Source organism: Pseudomonas syringae pv. cilantro (assembly GCF_001293775.1).
GTDB classification, from domain to species: Bacteria; Pseudomonadota; Gammaproteobacteria; order Pseudomonadales; family Pseudomonadaceae; genus Aquipseudomonas; species Aquipseudomonas syringae_P.
In genome coordinates, this window is sequence record NZ_LGLN01000064.1 from 21,531 (window position 1) to 33,745 (window position 12,215).

At 58.0% G+C, this 12,215-nt stretch carries 9 protein-coding genes and 3 pseudogenes; 7 read left to right on the plus strand and 5 right to left on the minus strand.

Annotated features, from left to right (window positions below):
- Positions 1 to 282: 282 nt before the first annotated feature.
- Positions 283 to 1,492 (minus strand): annotated as a pseudogene (locus ABJ99_RS14680) (GGDEF domain-containing protein).
- Positions 1,493 to 1,774: 282 nt separating this feature from the next.
- On the opposite strand from ABJ99_RS14680, the gene gmd reads away from it, so the two are divergent.
- Entirely contained in the window at positions 1,775 to 2,821 is a 1,047-nt protein-coding gene (gene gmd, locus ABJ99_RS14685; RefSeq protein ID WP_054086413.1) for a GDP-mannose 4,6-dehydratase, read from the plus strand.
- A 76-nt stretch (positions 2,822 to 2,897) separates the two neighbouring features.
- Here the strand turns inward: gmd and ABJ99_RS14690 are convergent, their stop codons facing one another.
- Entirely contained in the window at positions 2,898 to 3,857 is a 960-nt protein-coding gene (locus tag ABJ99_RS14690; protein WP_054086414.1) for a GDP-mannose 4,6-dehydratase, read from the minus strand.
- A 482-nt stretch (positions 3,858 to 4,339) separates the two neighbouring features.
- Between ABJ99_RS14690 and ABJ99_RS29875 the strand changes: the two are divergent.
- From ABJ99_RS29875 to ABJ99_RS14705, 4 genes and pseudogenes are all read left to right on the plus strand, one after another.
- Positions 4,340 to 4,972 (plus strand): annotated as a pseudogene (locus ABJ99_RS29875) (PAS domain-containing protein); the annotation flags it as partial.
- A gap of 156 nt (positions 4,973 to 5,128) precedes the next feature.
- A pseudogene (locus ABJ99_RS29880) lies at positions 5,129 to 5,563 on the plus strand (methyl-accepting chemotaxis protein); the annotation flags it as partial.
- A gap of 168 nt (positions 5,564 to 5,731) precedes the next feature.
- A complete protein-coding gene (locus tag ABJ99_RS14700) occupies positions 5,732 to 7,000 on the plus strand; it encodes a hypothetical protein (protein WP_054086415.1) in 1,269 nt (422 codons plus the stop codon).
- A 27-nt stretch (positions 7,001 to 7,027) separates the two neighbouring features.
- A complete protein-coding gene (locus ABJ99_RS14705; RefSeq protein ID WP_054086416.1) occupies positions 7,028 to 7,885 on the plus strand; it encodes an SH3 domain-containing protein in 858 nt (285 codons plus the stop codon).
- Positions 7,886 to 7,937: 52 nt separating this feature from the next.
- Here ABJ99_RS14705 and ycaC read toward each other — a convergent pair whose 3' ends face one another.
- The 3 genes from ycaC to ABJ99_RS14720 form a co-directional block, all read right to left on the minus strand.
- The gene (ycaC, locus tag ABJ99_RS14710; RefSeq protein WP_054086417.1) at positions 7,938 to 8,564 is read right to left on the minus strand and encodes an isochorismate family cysteine hydrolase YcaC; all 627 of its coding nucleotides are present in this window, start codon (positions 8,562 to 8,564) and stop codon (positions 7,938 to 7,940) included.
- Positions 8,565 to 8,703: 139 nt separating this feature from the next.
- Positions 8,704 to 10,275 carry an alkaline phosphatase D family protein gene (locus ABJ99_RS14715; protein WP_054086418.1) on the minus strand — a complete coding sequence of 524 codons (1,572 nt, stop codon included), beginning with the start codon at positions 10,273 to 10,275 and terminating at the stop codon, positions 8,704 to 8,706.
- Entirely contained in the window at positions 10,272 to 10,835 is a 564-nt protein-coding gene (locus ABJ99_RS14720) for a GNAT family N-acetyltransferase (RefSeq protein WP_054086419.1), read from the minus strand. Before ABJ99_RS14720 ends, ABJ99_RS14715 begins: the two co-directional genes overlap by 4 nt.
- A 200-nt stretch (positions 10,836 to 11,035) precedes the next feature.
- On the opposite strand from ABJ99_RS14720, the gene ABJ99_RS14725 reads away from it, so the two are divergent.
- Complete coding sequence (locus ABJ99_RS14725; protein WP_003380333.1) at positions 11,036 to 11,443, plus strand: ExbD/TolR family protein; 408 nt, start codon at positions 11,036 to 11,038, stop codon at positions 11,441 to 11,443.
- Positions 11,443 to 12,207, plus strand: coding sequence for an energy transducer TonB family protein (locus ABJ99_RS14730; protein ID WP_054086420.1), 765 nt, complete (start codon positions 11,443 to 11,445; stop codon positions 12,205 to 12,207). The genes ABJ99_RS14725 and ABJ99_RS14730 overlap by 1 nt, the downstream gene beginning before the upstream one ends.
- Positions 12,208 to 12,215: the final 8 nt, after the last annotated feature.

The window sequence follows — 12,215 nt, forward strand, 5'->3', positions numbered from 1 at the left end:
AGTCCGTCCGGGTTCAAAGATCGCTCAACGGCTTACAGTTTCATGGCAGGCGCGGCGCGCTGTTTGGCCTGACAGAGTGGGGTGCGGAGAGACAATACCATTGGGGCTCAGTATGAGAGTTCGGACGGTTCTGGTACTGCTGTAGGAAAATACCTTTTGCCGCGTATATCCATGAACACTGGCGACCGCCGCAGCTGAGGCGGCGTTAGGGACGGGCACCAAATCCTGATCACTGTTGCCGCATACTGGACGTCCGGCGTTGCGCGAGCATGTGGTCTGCCGCTACACCAGACACTCAAAGGCGTCATTACGCGCGAAGCAGACGCAGTTGCGGCCTGCACGTTTGGCCGCGTACAGCGCGTTGTCGGCAGCGCTTATGAGGCTCTCGGGCGAGGTCTTGGGTGCAGTGGCGCAGGCTGATAGTGACGAGCGCGCCTTCACCGAGTACCGGGTGCGAGAGTTTGAGGGCTGCCACCGAAGCTTGCAGGGCTTCGGCCATCTTTCTGGCCTGACGAGCATCGGCGTTCATCAATATCAGGATTTCTTCGCCGCCGAATCGAAACGCCATGGCGCCGCATTCACTGGCCTGTTGGCGGATCACGTCGCTCAACAACTTGAGGCAGGTATCGCCTTGTGGATGGCCATAACTGTCGTTGTAGGATTTGAAATGGTCGATGTCCAGCAGGATGATGGCCACATTGGTGGTCGTCTCCCGCGCGCGCTGCCAGAACGACGTGATCACTTCGTCCTGATAGCGTCGGTTGAATAATTGAGTCAGTGCATCTGTACGCGCCATTTCTACCAGCTGCGCTTGCAGCAGGCGACCCCGCAATGCGAACAGGTAGCTCAGGCGGCTGCCGCGTTCCAGAAAATAGGAGGCCATCAACAGTAGGGCTGCCGTCGACACAAACAGCACGGCATTGGCCTGCCAGGTCAGAAAGTCAGCGAAACCGGCGATATAAGTCGTGACCAGTTGAATGATCAGCATGCATAGCATGGCGACGGTCGCGTGGCGCATCGGCAGTTGCTGGATCATGGTGCAATAGACCATGAGCAGCAGCATGCCCAGCTGATAATGAAGCTGGTAAGGGCTATTGCTGTGGATCATTACGATCAGTGGCAATAGCGAAGCGACGACAGGGCCGATTGCAGCCGTTGTTTCCAGAGACCGGCGAGAGGTGATATGTCGGGCGAGCAACATCATCACGATGAACATGGGGGTTATCAGGCACAGTCGGCTGAGCGCTGCATAGAAAAACACGTCCCGTAGCATCAGCCAGTCGCTGATCAGGTACAGGTTATAAATCAGCGCGCCGCCAATGCCGACAGTGGTAATGAATTGGACACGCTGCTGATGGGTGTCTGCTTCATAGCGCCGCTCCAGTTCCTTGCTGAAACGCAGCCCGCCTACACCTGAAGCAATCGTCTGCTCTACCTCGGCGAGGGTCTGCGAATCTTCAGAATTGGGACGATCAGTGGCGGGAGCGAGCATGTTGCACCGGAACATTGACATCGAGTCTGTTAGGACATAGAGAATGATGTCTTAGTGCTATCAATCTGCAAAGTGCTAACGTGTCATATCGACCAGCGGTATCGGTATTGGCTTGCTGGTCAGCGTTTTAGCCTACGCTGGACATTCGATTTACCATCTATAGTGGTGATGTGCCTCGACTCGAACGTGTGGTTTGCCTTCGAAGCCAGCGCGCCGAAAGCCTGAATCCAATGCCGCGCGGGAAATGCAGACCGAGCCAGCTCCAGACCGGAACCGATATCAATGAATGCACCCACAGAATCCGTAATCATCACTGGCATCACGGGCCAGGACGGCGCATACCTTACGCAGCTTCTGCTGGAAAAAGGTTACAAGGTCTACGGTACTTATCGCCGTACCAGCTCCGTCAACTTCTGGCGCCTTGAAGAACTTGGCGTCGCCCAACACCCGAATCTGCATCTGGTCGAGCATGATCTGACCGATCTGAGCGCCAGCATTCGACTGTTGCAAAAAGCCCAGCCCACTCAGATTTACAATCTGGCGGCCCTGAGTTTTGTGGGTGTTTCCTTCGATCAACCGATCACAACCGCCGAGATCACGGGGCTGGGTGCCGTCAATCTGCTTGAGGCGATACGTATCGTAGATCCCGGGATACGTTTTTATCAGGCCTCCACCTCTGAAATGTTTGGCAAGGTGCAGGAGGTGCCGCAGGTCGAAACCACATCGTTCTATCCGCGCAGCCCCTACGGTGTCGCCAAGCTGTACGCGCACTGGATGACGATCAATTATCGGGAGTCTTATGGCATCTTTGGCGCCAGCGGCATTCTCTTCAATCACGAATCGCCACTGCGTGGCAAAGAGTTCGTCACGCGCAAGATCACCGACGCAGCCGCTCGTATTTCACTGGGCATGCCGCAGCTGCTGGAGTTGGGCAATCTGGACGCCAGACGTGACTGGGGATTTGCCAAGGAGTACGTTGAAGGCATGTGGCGCATGCTGCAAGCCAAGGAGCCTGACTCATTCGTTCTGGCCACCAACCGATCCGAAACGGTTCGTGATTTTGTATCCATGGCGTTCAAGGCGGTCGACATAAGCCTTGAGTGGGTGGGCAGTGCAGAAAACGAAAAAGGCGTTGACGTGAACACGGGCAAGACTCTCGTGCAGGTCAATCCGAAGTTCTATCGCCCCTCTGAGGTCGAGTTGCTTATCGGCAACCCCGAAAAAGCCAGAAACGTGCTCGGATGGGAGGCCAAAACCGGACTTGAGGAGCTTTGCCGGCTGATGGTTGACGCAGATCTGAAGCGGAATCAGAAAGGCAGCTCGTTCTGATAGGGCTGCTGCGTGCAGCATGAAAGGCGTTTCAAGGCGTCATCGAGCATGCCGCCTTGCCTGAATACCTGCTGATTCACGTCGTTGAAGCCACTTCGCTGCGCCAGTAATCGAGCAAGGTTGTCAGCGTGTCGTTCAACGGGATCGTCGGCTTCCAGCCCGCAGCGCGTTGTATGGCAGCGTTGTCGCCATACGCGCTGGGAATGTCCGAAGGACGCATGCGCTCCGGGTCGACGGTCACTTCGATGGTGCGTGAGCTCAGTGCTATCAGACGATTGAGTATCGTCTCGATGCTGGTGGGCTCGCCGCTGCATATATTCAGGCACCTTGGAACATCGTCCTGACGGTCAGCCAGTTTCAGCAGGGTAATGTAGGCATCGCACACGTCCTGCACATCGAGAAAGTCTCGCGCTGCTTTCAGGTTGCCGACTTTCAGTTGCGCAGGCTGCTTTCCCGCCTCGATCAAAGCGATCTGCCGCGCGAACGAGGCCGTTGCGAAATCAGGTGATTGTCTGGCACCGATATGATTGAACGGGCGCACGACAATACCTTTGTGACCCTGACGAAAATGCTCGTCGACGGCTTTTTCGGCGGCAAGTTTACTGGCAGCGTAGGGGTTCATGGGTTTGCACACACTGTGTTCGTCAAGCGCATGACCTTGCTTGAATGCCTCGCCGTATACTTCCGATGAGCTTACAAATAAAACAAACGCCTGCGGCGCACATCGCTGCACTGCCTGCAGCAGGTTCACGCTGCCCATGACGTTGGTTTGCCAAGTCAGGACAGGGTCTTTGAAGCTGGTAGGAACATGCGTAATGGCCGCCAGATGCACCACGTGAGTAGGGGCGGTTCGCGACAGTGCGTTCTCCAGGCCAACAGCATCGCGAATATCACAACGCAAAAACTCGTTGGCATGCGATGAGATGGCGGACTTGGCGCCGATCAATGCAGTGACATGATGCCCGGCTTGTCGCAGCATGCTGCACAGCATCTGGCCAACGAACCCGTTGGCACCAGTGATCAGAATGCGTTGCATCAGGGCTTCCTCAGTGATCGTGTTTTAGGGGCTGTTCCGGTTTCATCGCGAGCCGCGTTGCTGGGCCAAATCTCGCCAGGCCAGGCCAGGCCAGGCCAGGCCAGGCCAGGCCAGGCNCAACAGACTCCGACGCGGCCGCGATGAAACGGGAACAGACCCCAGGCAGCGGAGCTTAACAGACACTTTCGACGCGATAGGCCAGGCCTGCTGCACATTGACATCCGCCACGTGTGCAGGGTTTCAATCGCAAGCCTAGCGCATTCGACGTTTTCGGGGCTTCAGTCTGCATTTCGCAAAAAAATTAAATTTCACCCGTCATATTCCGACGAAATGCCTCCACTGCGTCTACGCTGATGCCGATATACGCTTACAACCCCACCATCGGTGCAGCCATGTTCAATACTCGCTTGAAAAAGGAATTACAGGCACAGCAGGCCGAGTTATCCATGTACCGGCAAATGCAGAAAGGGATCGACGCGCGGATGCTGTCGCTGACCCTGGATGCCGGCAATCGTATTTCCCACGCCAACGACAATTTCCTGCAGGCGCTGGGCTACACACTCGAGCAGCTACTGGGTCGTGACCTGGACCAGCTGATCCCGAGCTACGTCCGACAGCTCAGTTGCTACCGTGACCTCAAGTCCTCGGTGCAGAACGGCGAGTCGGTCATCGACAGATACCGTTTTCTGCATGCCGACGGTAGCCTGGTCTGGATTCGCGCGATGTGGCAGCCGGTTCTGGATGAGCAGGGCAAGCTGGCGCATCTGCAGTGCTACGGATCAGATATCACCCAGACCGTCGAGACCGCTGCCGAGAACTCCGCCTTCATTCAGGCATTGCTGCGCTCGAGTGCGGTCATCGAGTTCGACCTGAGCGGGCATGTCCTGACGGCAAACGAGCAGTTCCTGCGCGGTATGGGGTACAACCTGGCGCAGATCAAAGGCAAGCATCACAGTATGTTCTGCGATCCGCAGGAAACGTCGCAGGCTCCGTATCGGGATTTCTGGGCGACGCTCAACCGTGGCGAGTTTGTCGCCGGCCGGTTCAAGCGTATCGACAGCAGTGGCCGTGAGGTCTGGCTGGAAGCGACCTATAACCCGGTCCACGACGCTCAGGGCAATCTCTATAAAGTCGTCAAATTCGCCACGCTGGTAACCGATCAGGTGGCCCGCGAAGATGAAGTCAGCCAGGCCGCCAGCGTGGCCTTCGAGATATCTCAGCAGACTGACATCAGCGCCCAGCGCGGCGCCAATGTTGTGCAGAACACGGTCGAGACCATGCGCAAGATTTCTCAAGAGATGCAGTCGGCTGCGTCCGGGATCGAAGCGTTGGGCAAGCAGTCGTTGTTGATCAATTCCATCGTGCAAACCATCGGCGGTATCGCTCAGCAGACCAACCTGCTGGCGCTCAACGCTGCCATTGAGGCGGCTCGGGCTGGCGAACAGGGCAGGGGCTTTGCCGTGGTGGCTGACGAGGTTCGTCAGTTGGCAGGTCGAACCAGCGCGGCGACCGAGGAGATCGTCAACGTCGTGCAGCAGAATCAGGCGCTGGCCGATGAGGCGGTGCGCGGCATGGCCAACAGTCGCACCCAGGCTGAGCAGGGTCTGGTGCTGGCTAACGAGGCGGGCGCGGTGATCGTTGAAATTCAGGAAGGTGCCAAGCAGGTGGTGGGTGCTGTCGGCCGGTTTGCCAATCAGCTCAGGTAACGCCCGATCTGACGACTTCAGGTGTCGCGCTGCAGTGGTGACTGGCGACACCTGATAGCTCTGGCATCATTTCTGGACGGCAGGCAAAATGCCGGATTGGATGGTCAGTGATCACAGCGCCCCAAGGTGCCCTGAATCGCTGGCTCCTCTCTGACAAGGACCGGTTGGATGCTGTTTGCTGTACTCGCTGTTCTCAACGTTTTTTGCCTTTTAGGCGGCTTGCTGTTCAATGCGGAGTTATTGAATAAAGCGGGCGCTGACATCCCTCTGAAGAGCCTGCAGACGCTTGAAATATACGGCCAGAGCCTGGCGGCGATCAGCGTGTGTCTGCTGGCTTGGCGCTTCTGCATCTGGGCTCATGGTAAATGGGGGCATCAGCAACACCTCATGCGTTCCATTCTGCTGAGCACCGTCATTCTGGCCCCGGCGACCTGGTGGGTTCAGGGTGTGGTTCCGGACGTCATTGCCGAAGAGTTTCCGTCGGATCTGCGGGTTTACAGCCTGTACGCCTATGTGACGAAAAAAGGTCTGCTTTACGATTCATTGCAGATCCCCGGCATTCCTTATCAGGCGTATCGAGACAAGGGCGAGGGCAAAGCCTTCATCGCCAACCTCGGCGTACTCATGAGTGTCCAGGGTTCGTATGTCGAGCAGATCGACCGCAATTTCCAGGGGTTCGCCCAGGCCGTCTTCAAGGGTTACACCCGGCGCAACGCCGATGTGCTTTATGAGCGTTTGCAAACGGAATTCATCCCGGCCTTTGACGATATCGCCCGTGAGTACGCACGAGTAGAGGCTTTGCGGCGCTCCGGTGTACCGGGCAACAAGCGCAGGCCGCTGGCTGTATCCCCAAACGCCGCTGAAGCGCAGGCCCGGCCAAGTGCGCAAGACTATGCGCTGGCGATGCCTTCAGGCCTTCGCACCCGGCAAGCAATGGCCAACACCCTTGAGGTCCGCCATATGGCGCGGCAGATGCTTGGCCCGCGCTATGTCGAGGGTATGGACCTGCTCGCGACCCGCGTTCAGTTCAACGCCTACCTCAACGGCATCGCCGGCAATATGGCCAGCGACGTGGCAAGTACCGACGTGCATGGCGAACAAAGCCTGAGTGTCCTGAAAAACATGTGGTTCGTGCCTTGGTCGTTGCTGAGCGGTCTTTTCATGGGGGCCCTCAATATCGTCGGCCTGCTGCTGTCGACCATCGAGCGCCGCGCCTTCATTCAGAACAGAATTCGGGCCCTCAGAATCATGGCGATTGCCTTGATCGTGGTGGTTCCGCTGCTGGCTGGCAACGCAATCATTCAATCGCCAGGCTATCGCACGGCGTTCAAGAGCATCGAGACAGGCCCGACCTTGATGGCCGGTGTCTTTCATTGGGCGATGTCTGCAGAAGCCATGTTGTACAACCTGACCAAGCCTCTGCTCAACGCGGAGTGAGCCGTTTTTAAAAGGGAGCAAAATCCAGTGCGCAAGAAATTCGTTGCATCAGTTCTGGCGATAACGGTCGCCACTTCAGTCACCGGATGCGCGCAGATGGGCATCAGCAAGGAGCAAGCGGGTACGGTGATCGGCGGCATTGCCGGTCTGGCGGTCGGTGCAACGATGGGCAAGGGCAACGGCAAGATCGCCGCAGCGCTGGTCGTTGCAGGCGTTGGCGGTTACATCGGCAACCGTATCGGTCAGCGGCTGGATGATCAGGATAAACAGGCACTGGCGCTGCGCACTCAGGAAGTTCTGAACCAGCCCGCTACCCCTGTCGCGCAACCGACAACCCTTTGGCGTTCCGATCATTCCAACGCCAGCGCACGGATCACGCCAGGCCCGGCATACACAGCAACCCGGACCATCGACGTCAAACGCACGCCCCATATTCAGGCCGTGCCGTCGATGAAACTGATCAACCAGCCTTACGTCACCCGCTCCGGTCTGAATGTGCGTTCAGCTCCCGACATGAGCGCTGGCAAAGTGGGCAGCCTGCCGGGCAATACCCAGTTCACCGCTGTGGGCTCTACAGGGGACTGGATTCTGGTCGGGCGCAAAGGTGTAACGGTCGGCTACGTGCACAAGGACTACGTGATGACGCAGTCCGATGCCGATGCCAGAAAGCGGCGGTCCGCGGTCAGGTTCGATGAGATGAACGTGTCAGCCAGCAAAGAGACCGAAGCATTCGACCTGGGCTCTATTTCGACCCTGCCGTCCAGTAAAACGGCGGCCGAGACCACCTGTCGCCCGGTTGCTGTCAGCGTGGAAACCCAGGGTGGCGGCGAGAAACAGGAAAATACCTTCTGCAGGCAGGCCAACGATACGTGGGAGTTGATTTGAGGGGCGGTCGCATGAAGCCTGTGAATACAGGCTTCATTTGCTTCGCTGTGACTCAGTTGGCGGTCAGTGCCGAATAGCTGTTCATCAGGTTGCGGTAGTTCGGGATGCGCTCGGAAAGCAGGTTGCCCAAGCCTTCGATATCGTTGCGCCAGTCACCCTGCAGCTCACAGGCCACCGAAAACCAGTTCATCAGTTGCGCACCTGCCTGCGTCATGCGCGACCACGCGGCTTGTTGAACCGTGGTGTTGAAGGTGCCGGACGCATCGGTGACCACGAACACCTCAAAACCTTCAGCCAGAGCCGACAGCGTCGGAAAGGTCACGCACACGTCGGTCACTACCCCGGCAATGATCAACTGCTTGCGGCCGGTCGCCTTGATCGCCTTTACAAAATCTTCGTTATCCCAGGCATTGATCTGGCCCGGACGGGCAACGTACGGCGCATCAGGAAACATTGCCTTGAGCTCCGGAACCAGCGGGCCATTGGGGCCCTTTTCGAAGCTGGTGGTGAGGATGGTCGGCAATTCGAAGAACTTTGCCAGGTCAGCCAAGGCCAGCACGTTGTTCTTGAACTCGTTTGGCGAGAAATCCTGCACCAGCGAGATCAGGCCTGTCTGGTGATCGATCAGCAGAACGATGGCGTCATCTTTGTTCAGGCGGTTGTAGGTAGTGTTGGTCATGATCAAGTCCTTTCGGTTGGGTAGGTGAGGTCTGGCGTGCAACATGGGCTCAGATTAATAACTCACCGGAAAGGGAAAAAGCGCCTGAAGCGGGTTTGACTGTCTCTCCACAGTGGACAATGATTTTTCAGCGCTTCGATTAACCGACAACTGCCCCAGCCTTTCCCGCCTCCACTACGAAACGTTTGAGCGTCGACACACTGGCCGCTGGGTCCAGCACGTTCGAAACCACCTGAAAACGGGTCAGCATTTGTTTTTCGCTCAGATCGACAGAGACATAGCCACGCTGGCGGCTGTCGAAAAACTTTACGTGCGGATTGAGCCCGAGAATGCTGCTGAAGGCCTCAAACGGTGGTCCGCCGGATGTTACCGACGTGCCGACGAACTCCGTGGCGATGACGTCGGAGTCAGGGTTATTCGCATCGGCATGCAGGTCGGTGGTCCAGAACGAATGGATATCGCCACCCCAGAACACCGGGTTACGGGTTTGATGGCGTTGTAATGACCGCAACATGCGCTCGCGGGTGGTCATGTAGCCGTCCCAGCCATCGGTCCAGCGGCCCAGTTCCTGAGTTTTAAGATCGCGCTGTTTCAGCGGCGCGACCAGCAAATCCTGGGCGATGACATTCCACTGCCCCGGCGATTGAGCAAAGCTGCGATCCAGCCAGGCTTCCTGTTCCCAGCCGAGCATGGTGCGCTTCTGGTCGGCGAGGTCCGGGCAGTCGCTGTGTGCGACGTAGCCCCTGTGGCTGCCATTGGCCGGGACGCAGGCTTGTTCGGAGCGGTATTGCCGACCGTCCAGCACATGGAAGCGTGCCAGGCGGCCGTAATCCAGATGGCGGTAAATGCGCATGTCCGCTCCTTTGGGCAAGCTGCTTGCCCGCAACGGCATGTGCTCGTAAAACGCCTGATAAGCGGCGGCTCTGCGACGCAGAAAGCTTTCTACCGGAACGTTGGGGTCTTGGGACCACTGCGCGGCGTAGTCATTCTGCACTTCGTGATCGTCCCAGGTGACAAGGCTCGGCGCGCAGGCATGCAGGGCTTGCAGGTCCGGGTCGGTCTTGTACTGCGCGTAGCGGTTGCGATAGCCAGCCAGGTCCATCGGGTCTGATGTGGCATGGCGGCGTGGGAACTGGGTATTTGCGGGAGAAACGTTCGCTTCATAGATGTAGTCACCGAGATAGAACACCAGGTCCGGCCGCTCCGCAGCCAGGTGCCGATAGGCGCTGAAATACCCGGCTTCCCAATGCGAACACGATACAAAGCCCAATCGCGCTGCGGCCATGGACGTCGTGGGTGGTGCCGTACAGGCCTGCCCCGTCGGGCTTTGCGCGCCCAGGCTTTCGAACTGATACCAATAGGGGCGCCCCGGCTGCAAACCGCTCACTTCAACGTGCACCGAATGCGCAAAGCGTGACTGGGCGGTGGCTTGGCCCGAGCGCACGATGCGTGTCATGCCTGCGTCGCTGGCGATTTTCCAGCGTACCTCGACGGGTTTGCTCAAGCCGCCATCGCCCGTCGGGGTGATCACCTGGGGAGCAAGGCGTGTCCAGATCACAAAACCGTCAGGCAACGGATCGCCGGACGCTACGCCCAGCGTGAACGGATAGTCGATCCCCGCACTGCGGGCAAACGGGCTGAGGATCGACAGCAGCGTGCCCCCGGCCACGCCGGTAATGATGCGGCGACGGTCCGGATTGAAATCAGTCATGACGCAGCCTCCGACGCTTCGTACTGCGTGCGCAACAACCCGAACAGCAACATGTCCTTGAAAACACCGTTCTTCATGAATGCCTCTTTCATACAGCCCTCGTACAACAACCCGCACTTCTCCAGCACCTTGGCGCTGGCCACGTTGTCGCTGAAGCACTGGCCTGCGATGCGGTTGAGGTGCATGTTATTGAAACCATACGTCAGCAACCCATGCACCGCTTCACTGGCGTATCCCTTGTTTCGGTAATCAGCACCGGTCCAGTAACCCAGGTTGGCGCTGTGATGCGAGGTCGCGAAACGTAGCGAAATGACCCCTGTCAGCTCACTGGTTTCTTTTATATGAACGCCGAGGCTCAAGGTTCGGCCGGCGGCGAAATGTTCGGGTATTTCAGCGATGAATGTCTTTGCATGCTCCAGCGTATAGGGGCTGGGCAGCGTAGAGGTCATGGCCGCAATCGTGGGCTCGTCGGCCAGACGCGACAAAGTCGCCGCCTGTTCCGGCTGCAAGGCGGCAAGCAGAAGGCGTGAAGTTCGGATACGGGGCAGCTCGGGACACATCGCAGGTTATCCATCGAGTTAAATGCTCAAACGCTGCCGCGTTGTGATGGCATTTGCGTGACAGGCGCAAGAAACATTTAAGTGCCACGTAATGTGCGAACAAACACCATGTAACAGTCATGTATCGGTCTTGAAAAACTAACCGATCGGTCATGTTCGATTGCTAGATTCTCGGCCTCTAACAAGAGGGAGAAGCGGGCATGAGAACGTGGGATGAACCCAAAAAACGCAAGGCGCACATCGAACTGATCCCGATGATCGACGTGATGATGTTCCTGTTGGTGTTTTTCGTGCTGGTCAGCCTGAACGTGATTCCGGCGCTGGGCATGAAGACTCAGTTACCCAGTGCCAGCAGTTCTCAGCAACTGAAGCCGCAGAACAAATCGATCCTGACCCTCGGGCTCAACGGCGAATTGCAGCTTGATGGCAAGGCGACCACCGTTGACGCCTTGGTGCCTGCCTTGAAGGCGCTGGAAAAACCTGACACCAAAACGACCATCATCGTGAACAGCGACAAGGGTGTAGAAGTAGCACGCCTGGTCGAAATCATGGACACGTTGCGTCTGGGTGGCTTCACGTCCGTTTCCATTGCCACGCGTAAATCCTGATGTATGCCCTGTTTCGCATGCGTCAGTGGCTGGGCGGCTTGCCTGCGCTGGTGGCGCTCATTGCAATCGTGATCGGCGTGCAAACCCGGCCTCTGAAAATGGAGCCGGTCTACGATGAGTCCGCTGTGGAACTGGCGCTGGTCGAGCCCGAACCGCCTGCGCCTGAGCCTTTGGCGCAACCCGAGCCGCCTCCGGTGCAACCTGAAGAGCCGCCACCTGCGCCGCCCGTCATCGAGAGCGAAGAAGCCGAGCCTGCGCCACCGCCTCCCAAGCCCGTTCCCAAACCCAAGCCGCAACCTAAACCGGAGCCGAAACCCGAACCGCGCCCCAAACCTTTGCCCAAGCCGGCAGTGGCCAAGCCCGTCGAACCGGTTCAGGCCCCCAGCAAGCCGATAGCCAGCGCCCCGGTCTCGCCGCCGTCACCGCCTGCACCACCGGCACCGCCGAAAGCGGACACTCAAGGTCTCGAGGGCGGCTACCTCAAAGGGCTACGCAACGAGCTGGATGGTTACAAACAATACCCGACCGGGCGTCAGGCATCGCTGGAGCGCCCGAGTGGCGAAGTGGTGGTGTGGTTGCTGGTAGATCGCCAAGGGCGCGTGCTGGATTCCGGTATTCAGACCCAGGCCTCCAGCATGCTGCTCAACCGGGCCGCTACCAACAGCCTGCGACGCATCAAGCAAGTCAAACCGTTTCCCGAACAAGCATTCGGCGGGCGTAACGAACAGCGCTTTACCGCCACCTTCAACTACAGCGTGCAATAGCACTGACA